Origin of the sequence: Vibrio sp. D54, from assembly GCF_021728075.1 — a bacterium.
Taxonomy (GTDB): domain Bacteria; phylum Pseudomonadota; class Gammaproteobacteria; order Enterobacterales; family Vibrionaceae; genus Vibrio; species Vibrio alginolyticus.
This window is the reverse complement of record NZ_JAKKCS010000011.1, coordinates 134,250-154,373: the sequence shown is the minus strand read 5'-3', so window position 1 is coordinate 154,373 and position 20,124 is coordinate 134,250. Positions and strand designations below refer to the sequence as shown.

The following is a 20,124-nucleotide window of genomic DNA, read 5'->3' as shown; positions in this document are numbered from 1 at the left end:
AGAAAGCAAACATGGAAAGCCTTTATATATTGATTCCCATCGCTATCGTTCTCGTTTGTGTTGCTGTCGCCGTTTTTCTTTGGGCGGTAAGAAGCGATCAGTTTGAAGATCTTGAACGGCAAGGACACAACATTCTTCTCGACGAAGAAGACCAATCTAATAGTGATAAAAAGTAGCGACCTTTATGACTCCTGATTTTATCGGTGCGCTGATGATCGGCTTAGTAGGAGCCGGTCATTGTATGGGTATGTGTGGTGGTATCGCGTCTCTGCTTACCATGGGCTCTTCTGCTAAAAATAAAACTACCCCTCTTATCCCCCTCTTCTACAACCTCGGACGATTGATCAGTTATACCTTAATAGGTGCATTAGTGGGTGGTGCTATATCAGGTTTATCTGAGCTTAGTGGGTTAACGCATTCTCTTGCTTGGTTAAGGCTGATTGCTGCGTTATTCATGATTCTGGTCGCGCTGTATATTGCTAAATGGTGGCAAGGCTTACTTTTAATAGAAAAGCTAGGGCAGTATCTCTGGCGCTTTATCTCGCCGGCAGGGAAGAGTTTGTTGCCATTAAAGCATCCTCTTCACGCGTTGCCATTTGGCTTTATTTGGGGTTGGTTACCATGTGGTTTAGTTTATTCAGCGCTTACTTGGTCGGCGGTTTCTGGTAGTGCGATGAACGGCGGCCTAATTATGCTTGCGTTTGGGCTCGGAACGCTACCTGCAATGCTTATTATTGGATACGGTTCCAATCATTTTCAGAAATTACAAAAATCATTAATATTTAGAAATATTTCAGCATTAATCCTTATTGGCTATGGTACGTATACCGCTGTAGGAGCCTTAGCATTACTCGGTTTCATATAACGTTAAACTCTATTGAGGTGACATTTTTGCTACCCTTTAGGATTAAGCGATGCTAAAATATTGATGTATATCAAATAGTGAAAGGTTGTTATGATTTCTGAAAAACCTGCAACAAAGCGTATCCAATCAGGCGGTTGCGCCATTCATTGCCAAGATTGTAGCATTAGTCAACTGTGTATCCCGTTCACTCTAAATGAGGCAGAACTTGACCAGCTTGACCAAATCATCGAACGTAAGAAGCCTATTCAAAAAGGACAAGAGCTTTTTAAGGCCGGTGATGAGCTAAAATCGCTATACGCTATCCGCTCTGGTACCATCAAGAGCTATACGATCACAGAGCAAGGTGATGAGCAAATCACAGCGTTTCACTTAGCTGGAGACTTAGTCGGTTTCGATGCTATCACTGGTGACTCCCACCCTAGCTTTGCTCAAGCACTCGAAACGTCGATGGTATGTGAAATCCCATACGAAATTTTAGACGATCTATCGGGTAAGATGCCTAAGCTTCGCCAGCAAATCATGCGTTTGATGAGTAACGAAATTAAAGGTGATCAGGAAATGATTTTGCTTCTTTCTAAAAAGAATGCAGAAGAGCGACTAGCTGCTTTCCTTTACAACCTATCAACGCGTTTTTCTCAGCGTGGCTTCAGCCCTAGAGAGTTTCGTTTAACTATGACTCGTGGTGATATTGGCAACTACCTTGGTCTTACAGTCGAAACGATCAGTCGTTTGTTAGGTCGTTTCCAGAAATCTGAGATCCTAAGCGTAAAAGGTAAATATATCACTATCTTAGACCACGATGCATTGATGGAACTTGCTGGTGTAACTAAAGAATAATACACTCTAATTATTGATGTAGCTCGAAAATGAGCTACATCATATTTCTCATAAATTCCTTTCGAAAGTCCTCAAAAAGTTCTCCAAACTAAGCTACAGTAAAAATGTACGGTGAGTACTCCAAAATACTGATTTAATTTACATTCAGTATCTGGTTTTGCAATAGAAGTGGGCTTAGTTATGAGTATATACAGTAAGATCCTTGTTGTAGCTGACATCAATAATGATGAGCAGCCCGCACTTGCAAGAGCTGTTCAATTAGCTCAGAAAAGTGTATCTAGAAGCCAAATCACTTTCTTTTTATCCATTTACGATTTCTCGTATGACATGACGTCAATGCTATCAGTGGATGAAAGAGATGCTATGCGTCGAGGTGTCATTCATCAGCGTGAGCAGTGGATGCGTAAAATTGCTCAACCATACCTAAACGATGGCTTCGACTTTGATGTTTGTGTTGTCTGGCACAACCGCCCTTATGAGGCGATTATTGCTGAAGTCTATGCAGGCAATCATGACCTAGTCATCAAAGGCACACGTAAGCATGATGTTTTAGAGTCTGTCATTTTCACACCGACAGATTGGCACTTGTTGCGAAAATGCCCTATTCCAGTGCTTCTTATTAAGAATGCTGCTTGGCCGGAACAAGCAAGTATCCTTGCCTCAGTACATGTGGGCTCAGAAAACCCGACTCATATTGATCTCAACGATACGATGGTCGAGCGATTAAAAGAAATCACCACTCGGCTTGAGGCCAAGCCATATCTTGTTAACGCCTACCCCGTTACACCGGCGAATATTACGATTGAACTTCCTGAATTTGACCCAACGACTTATACCGATGCAGTGCGAGGTCATCATTTAACGGCTATGAAAGCACTACGCCAAAAACATGGTCTTGATGAAGAACAAACGATAGTTGAGCAAGGTTTACCTGAAGATGTCATTCCGGCAGCTGCAGAGCGCTTGAATGCTGCAATGGTTATTTTAGGTACTACAGGGCGAACTGGGCTTTCTGCTGTCTTTATTGGTAATACAGCGGAGCACGTAATTGATAAAATAAATTGCGATGTGTTGGCTCTAAAACCAAAAGGCTACATTAGTCCTCTCGATCCAAATACAGCAACCTAATCTCTCCTTAGTATTGCTATGTATTGAGCGCTTTCAAATAAGCGCTAATAAATCCCCCGAATACAGGGGGATTTTTTTGGGAACAGTTAAAGCGTTGGGTACAAAAAAGGAGGTCTAATTGACCTCCTTTTTTACGGGTTAGATGTTCGTAACATCGATGAACATTGATTCATCAATATTCGTCGAAGAAACGACAGCCTCATTAAATTCATACTCTTCGCGGTTACCTTCACGATCTAGCGGTAAGTTAACAAAGTCGAACAATTCCCGGTCTGCTAGTTGGCTTGGGCTTACGTTTTGAATTGATTTAAAAATCGCTTCCACACGCCCTGGCGTCTTCTTATCCCATTCAATCAACATTGCTTTTATAGATTGACGCTGAAGGTTCTCTTGAGAGCCACAAAGGTTACAAGGAATAATTGGGAAATCCTTGTGCTCAGCGTATTTGATCAGATCTTTTTCACGACAGTAAGTCAATGGACGAATGACCACGTTACGGCCATCATCAGAGCGTAGCTTTGGTGGCATCGCTTTAAGGCGAGAGCCGTGGAACATGTTCAAGAACATTGTTTCGACGATGTCATCCATGTGATGACCTAGCGCAAGCTTAGTTGCACCAATCTTCTCTGCAAATGAATACAGCGTACCACGTCGCAGGCGTGAACACAGACCACAAGTGGTTTTGCCTTCTGGTACCTTCTCTTTTACGACGGAATACGTGTCCTTATCGACGATATAGTAAGGGATATTCAGTGTTTCGAAATACTCTGGCAGAATGTGCTCAGGGAAACCCGGTTGTTTTTGGTCTAGGTTTACCGCAACCACTTCAAATTTTATCGGTGCGGCTTTTTGAAGATTCAGCAGGATATCAAGCATCGCGAATGAATCTTTACCACCGCTAATACATGCCATCACAACATCGCCTTCTTCGATCATGTTGTAATCAGTAATGGCATTTCCAACATGTCTTCTTAGGCGTTTCTGAAGCTTGTTGAATTCTAGGGTTTCTTTTCTTGTATCTATTTGGTTCATTGCGGGCTCTCACATCGCCGATAAATCGACTAGGACTTCCTAACATGGGTTTCTTTGGGGCGTGGATTATACGAGCTTTTTACGCAGGATTAAATGCTTGTCTTATTGAGTCTTTAAGAAAAGAGTGTGAAAGATACTTTAGTTACGGTCAAAATTAAAAAAGAGCTGCGATTGCAGCCCTTTCTAAACGTTCAGTGTTCATTTCTTTGCGTTAGGTAGATAAGGTAACACTCGCATCGTCGGTTCTGGTAGTGTCATTGTGCCACCTTGCCCTATTTCACTTAGTGCGACTTGTATCTTGCCATTGACAATTGGCTTTTCGGTTCCGTTTGAGAAAATCACTTTATCATTCAGTTGATTTGCAAACTCCATCGTCACACCTTGAACCTCCGGTGTAAACCAACCCGCAAACATACCGCCTAAATCTTCCAGCATCGTCTGCATTTGAGGTAGAAGAGGCTTAAGTTGGTCGTAAGAAACGTTACCCTGTAATGGTTCTTTGGTCATCACAACAAGTGAGTAATCGCAACGTGTATCTTTTGGGGTATCGACAAAAACCAACGGATTCGCTGACTTTAAGTTTTTATCAACAGGTAAAGGCAACTCTTGTGAAGCAGGGATAACAAACTCTTCATAGTGCTCTTCTTTTTCCATCCAAGCTTTTTCTATCATACAAATTTGTTTAGTTTTTGCGTCCACAAAAAAGACACCAACTTTCACATCGTCATGCCCTTCTTTATTGTTGTTTTTTAGTTGAGTATATAACTTTGAGTACGTGAACATGTACTCTTGAGCTTGGGTTATCGGCGATGCAAGAATTAGCGCCGCACTTCCCAATAGACTTAGGCTTAACTTTTTCATTTTATCCGTTATTTTATTGCGTCCAGTAGGCGTTGTTATGACGAATCATAGCGCGAAGATCGTGTACATAGGCGATGCCACGTTCAGAATAGGCTAGCAACCCATGCGTTAACTCTGACGCGGTTGCAACCGTTAACAAGCCCTTGTTCTTTTCAGCCAGAGATGTTCTGATTTCACGCAGGTCTGCATACGCTGGGTTTCGATTAACATTCATAAAGTAGCCATGAACAGACTGTTGTACAGAATCGAATTTTTCAACTTCATGAACTTTGTTAGCGCCACGTTGCGCTGGAACAATTCCACAGCCCTTTTTATAACACCATTGGCCGAACAAGTTGTTTGCTTGAGTAGCAAAACGAGAAGTGCCCCACGCAGATTCATTTGCCGCTTGAGTTAGAACCAACGCTTCTGGTAAGACGTTCACTCTCACAAGCATCTCGTCTAGCCATGCTTGATCAATCTTATCGTTACTCAAGGGCAACGAATACAGAGATGATAACCGCTGAGCATACTCTTGTTGTTCTTGCGTCACTTGTCCCACCTTTAAAGAGGTAAGAAAGGCCCGCTCATGACGAATTCGTTGATTCTCAAGAGCAATTTTAGGCCTTAAAAAATCAAAAAAAGCAGCTTTTTTCTCTTTCGTATCTTTTATTGAATTGAAGTCTGGGATATCACCGATGTATGGCAAGTGTGATAAATCGACATGCTTAATCTTGCCAGAGAGTACGTCAGGATTTTCCACATATTTAAACTGTTTCTCGTAGTGTAAATATGGGCCTATAGAAATGAAAGTGGCGGCTATACAGGTTGCCGCCACTCGTAAACTTATTGATTTCAAAGAATTAGGCATCAAACACCTGTGAGTTACCATCGTGATCATTATCGTTTTTCTGTGTTGTAACGATCTTAAGCTTAATTCCAAACATTTCGCGGTAGAGTATGCCTTTCAAATGGAAGAAGAATGGCAGAACAAAAATCAAGCCAATACCGTAGAACATTGCTGCAATAATAAACATTAACATCACGCCTAAGTAAAGCCCCGCGACCACAAAAATCTTCTTGTTGATTGCGCGAAGTGATAACAGCAACGCTTGCATTGGTGGCACCCTTTTCTCACAAATCAACAAGATAGAGTGACTAAATGCCAAGGAAAGATACAGCGACAGTAAAGGAAAAATCATACCAACCACACCTTGTAGCATTAAGCTCATGAGCGTTGCTAGGATAACAGGAATGGTGAACTGCAACCCCTTTCCAACATGGCGCAACTTAGTCTTTAAGCCAGCGACATGACTCATAGCCATCAAACTTATCCCCGCATAAATTGGGGCGCTAATCACCTCATAACTGAAATTCGCGACATAAATAGAAGACACAATATCGTTTGTGAACGACTCTGGGTTCTCAAACGCATCAAGAATAACGCTCAAATCGCCCAACTGCAGTTTTAATGCAATATAGAAAATACCTAACTGGACAAAAAGCAATACAATAATGGCAGGAGAAAATGATAAAAAGTGCTGGATGGTTGCTCGCCAAGCTTCGTTAAAAACCGCGCCAGCTTTAAGCTCGTAGTTGCCAGACAAAGCTCGCTCTACACTCCCCCCAAGATTGAAATCTTTCTCAAAATCGTCGTTCATAGTTTATCCAAGACTAACTTGTAAAATTTTGACTGGAATTCCAGTCAATTAATGTAATCGTCATTATAAAGAAATCTTTCCACATCTAACATCACAACTCACCTACAATCCTTGCAATCTCAACTGTATGGTTGATAATTAACCACTTTCAAGGTCATGAAATTGAAACAATTGTTGAACAAAGTTTAGTGCTATCAAACTGTGTCTAGATGCCAATTAATCTCATAAAAACAGTATGGTAAGGAATGATGGCTTTTTCCTGCAAAATTATTTCTGTTTCAAGATAAGAAAATGCTTTAATTTCACACTTTTGGTGATTATGATGCGCGCCTCAAAAGTGAATGGTTAGTGTCACATCAGCTGGGACAATCCCGGCTTGAACGTGGGGGAAATACAGACGTTGAACGCAAAACCGCAAGCAGGAAAGCCAGTTATTCGTTTATCTGGTATTAGTAAAAGTTTCGATGGTAAGGAAATCATCGGTAATTTAAATCTGGATGTTAATCATGGTGAATTTCTGACGATTCTCGGGCCTTCTGGTTGTGGTAAGACAACAGTTTTACGCATGATTGCAGGTTTTGAAACGGCAGATAACGGTCAAATTATTTTGGATGACCAGGATGTAACACAGGTTCCTGCAGAGCAAAGGCACGTCAACACGGTATTTCAAAGTTACGCATTGTTTCCACACATGACCGTATATGAGAATGTCGCTTTTGGCCTTCGTATGCAGAAAACGCCTACTGCGGACATTGAACCACGAGTAATGGAAGCGCTACGCATGGTGCGCCTAGAAAAAATGGCACAGCGTAAGCCTCATCAGCTTTCTGGTGGTCAGCAACAACGTATCGCCATTGCGCGTGCGGTTGTTAACAAACCAAAAGTACTGCTGCTAGATGAATCTCTATCGGCACTTGATTACAAACTGCGTAAGCAAATGCAAATCGAGCTTAAACAGCTTCAGCGTCAACTTGGTATTACCTTTATCTTCGTTACGCACGATCAGGAAGAGGCCCTATCGATGTCTGACCGCATTATTGTTATGCGCGACGGTGTTATCGAGCAGGATGGTTCTCCACGTGAGATTTACGAAGAGCCGAAGAACCTATTTGTTGCTCGCTTTATCGGTGAGATCAACGTATTCAACGCAACCATGCTAGAGCGTATCGACGAGAAACGTATCCGTGCAGAAATCGAAGGTGTCGAGTCTGTTGTTTACTACGATCAGGAAGCGCAAGCAGGTGAAAAACTGCAAGTACTACTTCGCCCAGAAGACTTACGTATCGAAGAGATCAAAGAGTCTGAAGAAAAAGGCATCGTAGGTCACGTAACAGAGCGTACCTATAAAGGTATGACGCTTGATTCCGTTATCCAATTGGATTCAGGCATGCGTGTAATGGTTAGCGAATTCTTTAACGAAGATGATCCTGATGTGGACCACTCACTTGGCCAGAAAGTCGCTATCACTTGGGTTGAGAGTTGGGAGGTAGTCCTCAATGATAAGCAAGAAGATTAATCTTCAAAACGCGATCATTACCTTAATCGTCGGTTGGTTAACACTTTTCGTGTTGGTACCAAATGTGATGATTATCGGTACGAGTTTCTTAACGCGTGATGAAGCAAACTTAATCGAAATGACATTTACTTTCGACAACTACTTACGTCTACTCGACCCCTTGTATGCGAAAGTGCTGATGCACTCGTTCTACATGGCGATTGTGGCGACGTTGTTGTGTTTAGTAATTGGTTACCCATTTGCTTACATCATAGCGAAAATGCCAGAGAAATGGCGCCCATTCATGTTGTTCTTAGTTATCGTACCTTTTTGGACAAACTCTCTTATCCGTACTTACGGCCTGAAGATTGTTCTGGGTACACAAGGTATTTTGAACAAATCATTAATGGCGATGGAAATCATCGATAAGCCATTACGTATTATGTACACCGAAACAGCAGTAATGATTGGTCTTGTGTACATCCTGCTTCCATTTATGATTCTGCCGCTTTACTCGGCAATCGAGAAGTTGGACAACACTTATATCGAGGCGGCGAAAGATCTTGGTGCGAACAAGTTCCAAACCATTACGAAAGTGATTCTACCTCTTACAATGCCTGGCATTATCGGTGGTTGTTTGTTGGTTCTGCTACCAGCACTAGGTATGTTCTACATCTCTGACCTTCTTGGTGGTGCGAAGAACCTACTGATCGGTAACGTCATTAAGAGCCAAGTATTGAACGCTCGTGACTGGCCATTTGGTGCTGCGACCAGTATCGCCCTCACCTTCGCAATGGCTGTGATGCTTTACGCTTACTACAGAGCAGGCAAACTATTGAATAAGAAAGTGGAGCTAGACTAATGGGACGCACAGTTAGATTTAGCTTTATGGCGCTGGTATATGCATTTTTGTATCTGCCGATCATCGTCCTAATTGTTAACTCATTTAATGCCAACAAATTTGGTATGAAATGGGGCGGTTTCACCACGAAATGGTACGAAACCTTAGTAAATAACGACAGCCTAATGCAGGCTGCATGGCATTCATTGAACGTAGCGGTATTTTCAGCGACAGCAGCAACCATTATTGGTAGCTTGACGGCTGTTGCCCTATTCCGTTACTCGTTCAAAGGTAAAGGCGCGGTAAACGGCATGCTGTTTGTCGTAATGATGTCTCCAGATATTGTAATGGCGATTTCATTGCTTGCTCTGTTCCTAGTATTAGGCGCACAGCTTGGCTTCTTTACTCTATTGATTGCTCACATCACCTTCTGTCTACCGTTCGTTGTGGTAACAGTGTACAGCCGCTTGAATGGCTTTGATGTGAAAATGTTGGAAGCTGCAAAAGACCTTGGTGCAAGCGAATGGGTTATCTTGAAACAGATCATCCTTCCTCTTGCTAAACCAGCGGTTGCTGCAGGTTGGCTACTGAGCTTTACCCTGTCTTTGGACGATGTGATCATCAGCTCGTTTGTAACGGGTCCAACATACGAAATCTTGCCATTGAAGATTTACTCCATGGTTAAGGTGGGCATTTCACCGGAAGTGAACGCCCTAGCAACGGTGATGTTGATTGTTTCTTTGGTCTTGGTAGTAATTTCTCAGTTGCTAGCAAGAGAAAAAGTGAAGTAGAATCCGCACCTGTTAACATCACGAAACAGAATGGTTACATGCCATTCTGTTTTTCTATCTATCGTCCAAAATTGGACAACGTTTGGTTTGGAGCTAACGTCAATGAAAAAATGGGCTACTCTATTAGCTGGTAGTGCATGTGCGCTTTCTCTGTTCTCTGGTACAGCGACAGCGGATGATAAAGAACTAGTATTTATGAACTGGGGTCCTTACATCAACAGTAATATCCTAGAGCAATTTACTAAAGAAACTGGCATCAAAGTGATCTACTCGACTTACGAGTCGAACGAAACTTTGTATGCAAAGCTAAAAACCCATAACCAAGGTTATGACCTAGTAGTACCTTCAACGTACTTCGTGGCGAAGATGCGTGACGAAGACATGCTACAAAAGATCGATAAGACTAAGCTGAAAAACTTCGGCAACCTAGATAAAAACTACCTAGACAAGCCTTACGATCCAAATAACGACTACTCTATTCCACACGTTGTTGCGATTACAGGCCTAGCGGTTAACGCAGACATGTACGATCCAAGCGACTTCCAAAGCTGGGCTGACCTATGGAAGCCTGAGCTTGAAGGTCAAGTAATGTTGATGGACGACACTCGTGAAGTGTTCCATATCGCTCTGCGTAAACTTGGCTACTCAGGTAACTCAAAAGACCCTAAGCAAATCGATGAAGCGTACGCTGAGCTACAAAAGTTGATGCCTAACGTTTTAGTTTTCAACTCTGACAACCCAGGCGCACCTTACATGTCTGGCGAAGTGGGCGTTGGTATGCTTTGGAACGGTAGCGCCGCAGCGGCACAAAGTGAAGGCCTAAACCTTAAACTCGTTTTTCCTAAAGAAGGCGGTATAGGCTGGGTTGATAACTTCGCTATCTCTTCCGGTGCGAAGAACGTAGAAGCCGCTCACAAGATGATCGACTTCCTACTGCGCCCAGAAATCGCAGAGCAAATCTCTCGTGATACTGGCTACCTAACGGCGGTGGAAGAATCGAATGCTAAGTTTAAAGACGTTGCCCCGCTGTTCCCTTCTCAAGAAGACCTTGACCGCGTTGAATGGCAAGATGCGGTTGGTGATCTAACCGTTAAGTACGAAGATTATTTCCTCAAGCTGAAAGCGGGACAGTAATCGAACTTGTGTAACAAGTCATCAACCATAGGAAAATAGGCAGCAATACGCTGCCTATTTTTGTCTTAGGCTGATATAATCGCGCGTTGCTAGGTTTATTTGTCTTGGTATCATAGCTTTATCGTCTCATAACAAGGAGATAACGATATTCAAGCTAAATAAACAGATTTGTGCTTACTGCGATTTGGCTCAACTTGATAACTCCAGCTAGTATTGACTTGTCCAATCGCGAAACAAAACGGAAAACAAATGAAAAGTAAATTCTACGCAAGCGCTCTATGTGCAGCGACGCTCATCGCTACCCCTGCAATGGCTGCTGATCAAGAACTGTATTTCTACAACTGGTCGGAATACATTCCAAACGAAGTTCTTGAAGACTTTACAAAAGAAACCGGAATCAAAGTTATTTACTCTACATACGAATCTAACGAGAGTATGTACGCAAAACTAAAAACTCAAGGTTCTGGTTACGACTTGGTAGTACCGTCTACCTATTTCGTCTCTAAAATGCGTAAAGAAGGCATGCTACAACAGATCGACAAAGAGAAATTATCTCATTTTGCCGATCTTGATACTAACTTCCTAAACAAACCGTTCGATCCGAACAACAACTACTCTATCCCATACATTTGGGGTGCGACCGGTATTGGTATCAATGCTGACATGCTAGACAAGTCATCGGTTTCTAAATGGGATGATTTCTGGGATAGCAAGTGGGAAGGTCAACTAATGCTGATGGATGATTCTCGCGAAGTATTCCACATTGCATTGACTAAGCTTGGTTACTCACCAAACACGACTAACCCAGAAGAAATCAAAGCCGCTTACGAAGAACTGAAAAAGCTAATGCCAAACGTATTAGTATTTAACTCAGACTTTCCTGCAAACCCTTACCTTGCGGGTGAAGTTTCACTAGGCATGCTTTGGAACGGTTCTGCATACATGGCTCGTCAAGAAGGCGCGAACATCGACATCATCTGGCCAGAAAAAGGCACTATCTTCTGGATGGACAGCCTAGCAATTCCAGCTGGTGCGAAGAACGTTGACGCAGCTCATAAGATGATCGATTTCCTACTACGTCCTGAGAACGCAGCTAAGATTGCACTTGAGATTGGTTATCCTACGCCAGTTAAAACGGCACACGATCTGCTACCGAAAGAATTTGCTAATGATCCAAGCATCTTCCCACCACAAGAAGTGATGGACAGCGGTACTTGGCAAGATGAAGTTGGCGAAGCGAGCGTAATGTACGATGAGTACTTCCAAAAGCTAAAAGTGAACAACTAATTCGTTAGTTTTAAAGATATGAAAAAGCGGCTCATGAGCCGCTTTTTTGTTCTTAAAACTCTTCCTGTTGAAGTTATTACGCTCTTTCTTTTCCTTCTAGAGCCAGTATCTCGTCAACTAATTTTGGAACCTCAACGCTTGCTTTTCCGTAGCGTTTTTCCTCAAATTCACTTTCTACCGCACTAGGTTCTAGGTTAATTTCAATGGTATGTGCGCCGTGCATTTTTGCATCATGAACAAAACCTGCTGCGGGATACACAACGCCAGAAGTCCCAATAGAAATAAACAAATCTGCTTCTTCTAATGACGCGTAGATATCACCCATTCGCAGTGGCATTTCACCAAACCAAACAATATGTGGTCGCATTTGTGAAGGGATCTGACAACAGTGACAAAGCTCGTCGGTCTTAATGTCCTCATTGTGCTCTACTACTTGGTTAGATTCACTACAGCGGGCCTTGAGCAACTCACCATGCATGTGAATCACATTCTGACTGCCGCCTCTTTCGTGAAGGTTGTCTATATTTTGAGTGATGACCGTCACTTTACCTTCTAACTCAGCCTCTAAACGACCCAATGCTTCATGCGCTGCATTAGGCTTTATCGCATTATCTTGAAGTCTCTTGCGGCGTTGGTTGTAAAAATCTTGAACAAGGTCCGGATCGCGAGCAAACCCTTCAGGCGTTGCTACATCTTCGATACGGTGATTCTCCCATAGGCCATCTTGCGCACGAAATGTTTGAATACCAGATTCGGCCGAGATACCTGCACCAGTAAGTACTACAATATTTCTATAAGGGAAATTCATAACTCATCCTTGCTGTTTTTTCATTAGCTTAACACTGAAAGAATAGCAACAGTAGTAATATGGATTAGACCATAGTCGTAATGGTCACTATTAGAATTACAATTTAAGAGGAACAGCAATGAGACAAGTATCTCTAGCGTTTATATTGCTTATGACTTTGGCAGGCTGTCAACTTACCAATGTTGAAGGCGAAGTCGATGATGTAAAGGTAAGAGTCAGCACCAATGATGATGACCATCGAGGTAATGGTAATTTCTGTCCTCCTGGCCAAGCCAAGAAAGGCAATTGCTAAAAGAGCGGCTTTATGCCGCTCCCATATTGGCCTCAATCCTCGTTGGTCGAAGATATTTTATGAATGGCTAGGTCAGCGCCATTGAATTCGTCTTCTTCTGAAAGCCTCAGTCCCATACTGGTATTAATCGCACCGTAGACTACAAGTGCACCAAGCACTGCGATGGAAAGGCCCAAAAGCGTTCCTAGAAGCTGAACGATAATACTCACGCCCCCTAGCCCACCCAATGCGCTTTGACCAAAAATCCCAGCGGCAATACCACCCCAAGCGCCACATACACCGTGTAAAGGCCAGACACCTAGCACATCATCAATCTTGGTTTTGTTTTGTAGGTGGGTAAAAAGATAAACAAATAGCACGCCAGCAATCGCACCTGTCACTAAAGCACCGATAGGATGCATTAAGTCTGAGCCCGCACATACAGCAACCAAGCCAGCTAGTGGGCCGTTATGAATAAAGCCAGGGTCATTCTTACCAGCCAACAGTGACGCGACAATGCCCCCGACCATTGCCATCAATGAGTTCATAGCCACCAAGCCACTTATGCCTGACACAGTTTGAGCTGACATGACGTTGAAGCCAAACCACCCCACACATAAGACCCAAGCTCCCAAAGCCAAAAACGGAATATTCGAAGGTGCAAAGTTGGTGTGCTTTCCTGCTCGAACTCTGCCTTTTCTCATGCCCAAAAACACGACGGCAACAAGCGCTATCCAGCCGCCAACACCATGCACAACGACTGAACCTGCAAAATCGTGGAAGCCATAACCAAAGCTATTTTCAAACCAAGCTTGAACACCAAAGTTTCCGTTCCAGATCATTCCCTCAAATAACGGGTATACGATGCCGACAGTGAAAAATGTTGCGATTAGAATCGGATAAAAACGAGCTCGCTCTGCGATACCACCAGAAACAATAGCAGGAATCGCTGCAGCGAAGGTCAGCAAGAAAAAGAACTTCACCAACTCGTAACCATTGCCTTGAGATAACGTCTCTGCATCAGCAAAGAAGGTGCCGCCATAAGCGACCCAGTATCCAATGAAAAAATACGCAATGGCGGAAATACCGAAATCGGCCAATATCTTAACTAAAGCATTAACTTGGTTCTTTTGGCGCACGGTTCCTACTTCAAGGAAAGCGAAACCAGCATGCATCAAAAAAACCATGATTGCGCCAAGTAGTAAGAAAAGTGTGTCGGAACTTTGCGTGAGAGTTTGTACAGCGCCGTGTACCTGATTGGCAGTTACACTCATTATGATTGTCTCCGTTGATCTGTAGCGCACTTATCCTGTGCATCAAAGTTAGGCTCATCACCAATTTGGTGAACTTAGTTTATAGAGCGTCTAACAGAGCAATTCTCATTCCATAATTTACATTTCTAACACTTACACTTTAATTTATTGTTTTGTATGAACTTTAATAAAATTATGCATTCTTGAAATGGTGCTTAACACGCTAATAAATGCACCAATGTGGTTTTAGTGCACCAACATAATGCGCACCATATAGCTCAACAAGCAGCAAACTCCCCACCATAAACATAAAAGCCACCTCATGAGAGGTGGCTTTTATACTGAATGGCTAACTAAAGGAGTTTATCGAGTGATCTTCCCTGCTTTTACATCTTCTAGCCAACGTCCTTCAACGAGATATGGGGGAAGCCAACCAGTTTCAATAGATAGACGGTTGCCTTTGTCGTACCACATACAAGCCATACCAAGTAGAGGGAAAGAGATGAAAGTTTCTATAGAAATCAAGTCCTCTGGCTTATCGAGCCTCATTTGGTATTGCTCTTGGAACTGAAGGTTCTTAATGAGTACATCTTCGAAATCATAACCGATGTCGGTTGTCAGGGCGGCAAAAGTTTCCAAAATACCCATGGCAATTTCTAACGCCCAATCATCACCCTGAGCAACTGCCGTGTCCATCGCGGCCACCAATTTATCAGGGTAGTCTGCTGTACGGTTATGGAAAGACTGAATCACATCCACCAGCATATAAGACAGCTCACCCGCTTTGGTAGAACTCTGTCTCATCAAAGAAATCGGAAAGTTTGCCAACACATCCATACTAGCTTTGTCACGGACGATTACAGAGGTAAAATAGGTATCCAGCCACATTGAAGGACAAATGAAGCCCATCTCTAAGATACCTTCACCATCCCATGTCACTTCTGGGTAACCGAGTATCTTAATAGTTAATGACTCATTCGGAAACATAGTAAGCCGATGATAACAAGCGCCCATTAGAGAAGTTTCATAAAGACGCAAGGTACATATTTGTTCATCTTCATGTGAGGTTTGGAACCAGGTATACCAGCGAACCTGGTCGATGGCAAAATCACCAAGACTGATTAGATTTTCCCTCCTGACTTTAAGACCTTCTTTTCTGTTATCTAGGACCCTGTTTATAAATTTTTTTTTACTCGCAATGGCTTGTGCGTCAAGTTCAGGATTTGCTTTGCGCTCTACGATCTTGATCGATTCATTACTTTGCATTTTTACTTTAATCCTTTGGAATTAATTTTAAACTCTGCCACTTCTAGTTTTAAGTCCGAGGCCTTTCCACTTTCAGGGATGCTTGCTTGAGTATGTATATATCGAATAGGTCTGCCGGATAAAGCGGCGTATTGAATTTCGTCGGCAGCTACTTTTTCCGTCGTTCCTTCTATATTTTTCGACATTAACTTAACTATTTCCGCCGCATATTTACTTGTACCTTGCTGATATGCCTCGTTTCCAATCTTACGGCTACCCAGCGGGCTGCTCCCCCCTTTGGCCTCAACAATGATAATTTCACCTGGTGGTGGCTCTTCCACCTCGTAAACCATGTCAAAGTCGCCCGGCTTCGAAATTGAAGTTCCAATATTTTTGGGATGAAGCAACTTAGCATTGGGACATTTATTTCGAACAAAGTCATCCGCGGCCAACTCACCAATTTTTGCAGACTGTTGGTTAATATTGCCGATTTGAGCGTTATATCCCTCTTCGCCAGTTCGAGCGTCCATAGCCTTTTGACGCTCTTTCAAACATTCATCAATTTTTGCTTTGTTTCTTTCTGTTAGCTCATAACCACTCGTATTGAGTTCTGAGTTTTCTTTATACTCAGCTTTATTCAGCACAAGATCTTCAGTAAAGATCGTGCAACCTTCTTCCCCGCCAACTTTCTCTGAGTCAAAAACATGCGCATTGACAAACTCCTCAATCCCAACAACATACTGCACTTCGTGTCGGCTGCCATCTGAATGATTGATATGACGATAAAAAGTAATCTCGTTTCTTTCGCAATCAATATGGTCTAAATCGTATTCATATCGAATATGATTTTTACCTTTGGGTTTTCGGATTTTGACTTGCGAGCGAACGCCATCTTCTCCGACGGATGATTCTTTTGCTGCCTCTAAAATCTGATCGCAAACCTCTTGGGGGACATCGCTTTGCGCCTGATACTCTGCCAACATTTGACCCAAGCGTTTTAGCCCTTCTTCACAAAGGAAACCTGTTGGATCAATCCACTGGATAGGGTTGACTGCATATTGGTAATGATTAATACCACCAGCAATAGATATCGGATCTTGTTGGATAAAGCGTCCTAGCTTAGGATCGTAATACCGAGCGAGGTTGTAGTGTAAGTCGGTTTCTTGATCGAAGTACTGCCCTTGAAAACGCAGTGGATTTGCTACATTTTCAATATGTACATGAGCAAAGCCGTGAGCATCGTAACTGGCACTCCATACAACATTCCCTTCGCAATCGATCAGCCGCTCTGGTTTACCAACTTGATCACACTGGTACCAATAAATAACGTCGTTTTCTAGCAGTGCCACTGGCGTGTAGGTTTCTGGTTGATATAGGTACCATCGGAAAGCACCTGAAGAGCGTTCACCAATTAAACGTTCCCCTTCCCACAAGAACTCCGTAACGCCTTGTTGTGTAATTTTCTTCGTCCTGCGCCCTAATGCATCATATTCATATTGACTGATGCCATCGTCGGTGTGAACTTCAATGAGCTGATTTAACGCATCAAATACGCGAGTCTGAACATGTCCTTGCCCCTCACGTTTTGTCTGGTTTCCTTGCGCGTCATATTTGAACCGGACATCATCGTGTACTTCAATACGATCAGCGAATACCTCTGAAGATGGCAAAGTAGGATTGCCAAAACTATCGTATTCAAATTTAGTCACTTCTCCGGAAGCATTGACTCGTTTCAGTTGCCCTAAGGCATCGTACTGATAGTGTGTTGCTCCTGCCGTATTATCAATGATTGATGAAATACGGTTTTGCGCATTGTAAACGTACTTTTTCTCTCTATCAGGCCAATGTTGTTCGACCAAACGACCAACACCATCATAAATGATGCGCTCATTAAAATGTGCCGTTTCAATTTGGGAAACTCGTCCCATTTCATCGTAATGAAATTTGATTTGAGGTAAATCTAGGTTTCCAAACCGAATCGCTGAAAAACGCCCATATCGATCATAAGAGAAGTTCAGCTCCGTATTATCTGGCAGTACCTGAGATACGCGTTGGCCAACTCTGTTAAACTCCTGCGCTATCTCAAACTGACCTTGAATGCGCTTTGTTAAATGCCCGAATGAAGAGTATTGGTATTGCAGTGTTTGATGGCGATTGGATGCGAAAGTAAGTCGCCCACTAAGCGTATAATTGAAGTGGTGCTCTACAATACTGCTAGCATTTCCTGCTTTGACGTGCTTGAGATAACCCGCAGCGTCATAGCGGTACAGCACGGTCCTATCGGCGACTTGCTTACGATGGATCCGCCCCATATCGTCATAATCAAATTGGCTTTGTAGATTATCAAACCCAATAGTTCCTGATAGCTGGCCTTCATCGTCATACAGGAATTCGAACTCTAAGCCGTCACTCCGAACTAATTTAGTCAGGTTACGTTGTTGATCGTATTCGTAAGAAATATGGCTGCCATCGGGAAAGATGACTGCTTCTTGTTGCGCGAGTGCTCCCCATTGATACGAGGTAATGCCTGCTGGCGTCCGAATCTGAGCAACACGACTGTGCTCATCGTAAGAATATTCTTCGCTATAACCGACTTTGTCTTCGTCGTTAAAATAACGAACTGATGTACGCCTGCCGAATTGATCATAAGCGAGTTGAGCAATACACCCATCGGGATAAGCGACGCCATTCACTAGATCTTCTTCGTTGTAGCTGTAACGAAGTAATGTACCGTCTATTTCATTCGCGATAAGTCTTTGTTGTTCATCCCACCACCACTGACTTTTCTTACCATCTTCAGACTCTTTTTTGACGACTTGACCGTGTTTATCGTAATCATATTCCGTGACACAGCCGAACTGATCGGTATCCCAAACTCTTTGACCGAGGCTATTGTAGTAAGCCTTCTCGATATCCCCGTCAGGTGAAACCGTTTTAACTAACTTACCTAAGCCGTCATAACTATATTGAATTTCTTTGCCAGAGGAATGAAACTTAGAAACTAATTGACCATGCTGATTATATTGATAATTGACCGTTGACTGATCAGGATAGATAGCTTGTGCTTTTCGTCCTAATTCATCATATTGCCATCGCCAAGTTCTACCTGTGGGGCTTATTTTCTCGAGTAAGTTACCCTGCTCGTCATGCAAGAAAGACCATTGATGATCTAACGAGTCAGAATAAGAAGAATGATTTCCCTGATAATGGAAGCGATAGTCATAAATTCCTGCGTCCCCAACGTTCCTGATGCATTTCGCGTTAGCACCTTCGCCATCCCATTCAAAATAATGAGTAAAGCCAGTTGGTCGTATACGCTTAACAATTAAATGGCCGCGGTATTGATACTGTTCCTTCAAGCCCAAATGATTAGTTGCACTGACCAAATCATCGTGCTCATCATAGGTATAAGTTGTCAGAACTTTTTGGGACTTTGCATTAAGCAGTTCTACAAGGCGTCCTTGCTTATCATATTGACATTCAAGAACCGGACGCTTGTTGTATGAAATCTCGATCAATCGATGGTTTCGAGAATACTGCAGTTGAAACGTTGAAAACGTGCCATTTCTGACTTGTTTAACAAGCCAACGATCATCTTTCTGTTCAAATCGATATTGATGCCCATTAGCGAGCGTTACAATCCGAGTTGTTGAGCTCAGGAAATAACAGCTCGCACCAGCGTATATTTGATAACTTGTTGCTCCAATATCTACTGGCTCAAATTCTGTGATATCGGCCTTATCGTCAACAAACTCCCAAGCGATAACATTGTCTTTCTCGTTCGTCTTTTCGCGTAATTCAAACTGAAATGCATGTCGCCAACCAAAGCCCATTCCATGATTTACATCCGACTGCGAAGAGCGGTAAGTACGCTGCCAAGTAGTACCTTGTTGTAGCTCGATATCATAGAGTTCGAGAATTTCTTCACCCGTCACAAGTGATACAGGATCCCCGGCTTTCTCATGTTTTTCGCTGCTTTGTTGCTGAGGCTTGGCGGATGCGGCACTTCTGCCACTCTTTTTATTCGACTTCCCCTTTCCCTTCGATGGTTTTGCATTGACGGTATTTTGAGTCGGTGGAGGCGTAACCGCAGAGGAGAGTGCGTAGTTTTCTCCGGTCGGTACAATTCGAGCAACATGCAAGTCACCGTTCACCAAAGCATTGGCAAACGTTGAATTATAGTGTTGGGAAGTAAGCTCACCGTCAGGTATGTTTGGCTTGAATTGACCAATCAAATAGAACAAGTCTTCGACAGAGCGAAGGTCAAGCTCACCAAAGCTCTCAAGAAACTCTATTGCCTCTTGTTTGGTCACGAATGTTTTAGGTTCGCCGCTAGTAAGTAACTGACCTGAAAAGTGATAGCTTTCGCCAAAGCGATTCGTGATAGGAATGACGAATTGAGGGATCATAGCCGTAACGTGTTTGTCCTTTTCTTACCTTGCCGCATCATTTAATGCTCGTTTCGCTCTTTTTATTTGTGAGAGCAAGATGCCTTAATCAAACATCCTCCGATAGAGATTCCTCTGTATGCGTAGACTGAATGTATTGATGGCAATTTTCACGTATGCAACTCTTTGAATTTCTGAGCGCAGCGTACTTTAACGGGACGATGAATCCTGAGTAAATGAACAATAGC

The 20,124-nt window shown here is 42.9% G+C and carries 18 protein-coding genes; 10 read left to right on the top strand and 8 right to left on the bottom strand.

Annotation, left to right across the window (positions count from 1 at the left end; translation table 11 throughout):
* Positions 1–11 precede the first annotated feature (11 nt).
* The 4 genes from ccoS (at position 12) to uspE (ending at position 2,830) form a co-directional block, all read left to right on the top strand.
* A complete protein-coding gene (ccoS, locus tag L3V37_RS15570) occupies positions 12–176 on the top strand; it encodes a cbb3-type cytochrome oxidase assembly protein CcoS (protein WP_005377493.1) in 165 nt (54 codons plus the stop codon).
* A gap of 8 nt (positions 177–184) precedes the next feature.
* Complete coding sequence (locus L3V37_RS15565) at positions 185–865, top strand: sulfite exporter TauE/SafE family protein (RefSeq protein WP_136977052.1); 681 nt, start codon at positions 185–187, stop codon at positions 863–865.
* 90 nt (positions 866–955) lie between these two features.
* Complete coding sequence (locus L3V37_RS15560; protein WP_005377497.1) at positions 956–1,702, top strand: FNR family transcription factor; 747 nt, start codon at positions 956–958, stop codon at positions 1,700–1,702.
* A 180-nt stretch (positions 1,703–1,882) separates the two neighbouring features.
* Positions 1,883–2,830 (top strand): universal stress protein UspE, encoded by a 948-nt coding sequence (gene uspE / locus L3V37_RS15555; protein ID WP_213911299.1) that lies wholly within the window; start codon positions 1,883–1,885, stop codon positions 2,828–2,830.
* 138 nt (positions 2,831–2,968) lie between these two features.
* On the opposite strand, the gene ttcA is transcribed toward uspE, so the two are convergent.
* The 4 genes from ttcA to L3V37_RS15535 all read right to left on the bottom strand — a co-directional run bounded on the left by ttcA (position 2,969) and on the right by L3V37_RS15535 (position 6,363).
* A complete protein-coding gene (gene ttcA / locus L3V37_RS15550) occupies positions 2,969–3,862 on the bottom strand; it encodes a tRNA 2-thiocytidine(32) synthetase TtcA (protein WP_005377502.1) in 894 nt (297 codons plus the stop codon).
* Between the two features lie 198 nt (positions 3,863–4,060).
* Positions 4,061–4,723 (bottom strand): DUF2987 domain-containing protein, encoded by a 663-nt coding sequence (locus tag L3V37_RS15545; RefSeq protein ID WP_025766641.1) that lies wholly within the window; start codon positions 4,721–4,723, stop codon positions 4,061–4,063.
* A 13-nt stretch (positions 4,724–4,736) separates the two neighbouring features.
* On the bottom strand, positions 4,737–5,573 hold the full coding sequence (locus L3V37_RS15540) for a glucosaminidase domain-containing protein (RefSeq protein ID WP_017634900.1): 837 nt from the start codon (positions 5,571–5,573) through the stop codon (positions 4,737–4,739).
* A complete protein-coding gene (locus L3V37_RS15535) occupies positions 5,566–6,363 on the bottom strand; it encodes a hypothetical protein (protein WP_005389175.1) in 798 nt (265 codons plus the stop codon). The genes L3V37_RS15540 and L3V37_RS15535 overlap by 8 nt, the downstream gene beginning before the upstream one ends.
* A 400-nt stretch (positions 6,364–6,763) precedes the next feature.
* Here L3V37_RS15535 and potA point away from each other — a divergent pair, with 400 nt between their 5' ends.
* The 5 genes from potA (at position 6,764) to L3V37_RS15510 (ending at position 11,911) form a co-directional block, all read left to right on the top strand.
* On the top strand, positions 6,764–7,879 hold the full coding sequence (potA, locus tag L3V37_RS15530; protein ID WP_017634901.1) for a spermidine/putrescine ABC transporter ATP-binding protein PotA: 1,116 nt from the start codon (positions 6,764–6,766) through the stop codon (positions 7,877–7,879).
* Complete coding sequence (gene potB, locus L3V37_RS15525) at positions 7,860–8,720, top strand: spermidine/putrescine ABC transporter permease PotB (protein WP_005377512.1); 861 nt, start codon at positions 7,860–7,862, stop codon at positions 8,718–8,720. The genes potA and potB overlap by 20 nt, the downstream gene beginning before the upstream one ends.
* Positions 8,720–9,490, top strand: a complete 771-nt coding sequence (gene potC, locus L3V37_RS15520) for a spermidine/putrescine ABC transporter permease PotC (RefSeq protein ID WP_005389180.1) — start codon at positions 8,720–8,722, stop codon at positions 9,488–9,490. The genes potB and potC overlap by 1 nt, the downstream gene beginning before the upstream one ends.
* Before the next feature lie 102 nt (positions 9,491–9,592).
* The gene (locus tag L3V37_RS15515; RefSeq protein ID WP_213870148.1) at positions 9,593–10,624 is read left to right on the top strand and encodes an extracellular solute-binding protein; all 1,032 of its coding nucleotides are present in this window, start codon (positions 9,593–9,595) and stop codon (positions 10,622–10,624) included.
* Positions 10,625–10,873: 249 nt separating this feature from the next.
* Positions 10,874–11,911, top strand: coding sequence for an extracellular solute-binding protein (locus tag L3V37_RS15510; RefSeq protein WP_005377521.1), 1,038 nt, complete (start codon positions 10,874–10,876; stop codon positions 11,909–11,911).
* Between the two features lie 76 nt (positions 11,912–11,987).
* Here L3V37_RS15510 and cobB read toward each other — a convergent pair whose 3' ends face one another.
* A complete protein-coding gene (gene cobB, locus L3V37_RS15505; RefSeq protein WP_237306564.1) occupies positions 11,988–12,719 on the bottom strand; it encodes a Sir2 family NAD+-dependent deacetylase in 732 nt (243 codons plus the stop codon).
* Between the two features lie 118 nt (positions 12,720–12,837).
* Here cobB and L3V37_RS15500 point away from each other — a divergent pair, with 118 nt between their 5' ends.
* Positions 12,838–13,011, top strand: coding sequence for a hypothetical protein (locus L3V37_RS15500; RefSeq protein ID WP_165401620.1), 174 nt, complete (start codon positions 12,838–12,840; stop codon positions 13,009–13,011).
* A gap of 32 nt (positions 13,012–13,043) precedes the next feature.
* On the opposite strand, the gene L3V37_RS15495 is transcribed toward L3V37_RS15500, so the two are convergent.
* The 3 genes from L3V37_RS15495 to L3V37_RS15485 all read right to left on the bottom strand — a co-directional run bounded on the left by L3V37_RS15495 (position 13,044) and on the right by L3V37_RS15485 (position 19,897).
* Positions 13,044–14,264: an ammonium transporter gene (locus L3V37_RS15495; protein WP_237306563.1), complete on the bottom strand. Its 1,221-nt coding sequence runs from the start codon at positions 14,262–14,264 to the stop codon at positions 13,044–13,046.
* Between the two features lie 342 nt (positions 14,265–14,606).
* Positions 14,607–15,509 carry an immunity 49 family protein gene (locus tag L3V37_RS15490; protein ID WP_237306562.1) on the bottom strand — a complete coding sequence of 301 codons (903 nt, stop codon included), beginning with the start codon at positions 15,507–15,509 and terminating at the stop codon, positions 14,607–14,609.
* A 2-nt stretch (positions 15,510–15,511) separates the two neighbouring features.
* Entirely contained in the window at positions 15,512–19,897 is a 4,386-nt protein-coding gene (locus tag L3V37_RS15485) for an RHS repeat-associated core domain-containing protein (protein ID WP_237306561.1), read from the bottom strand.
* Positions 19,898–20,124: the final 227 nt, after the last annotated feature.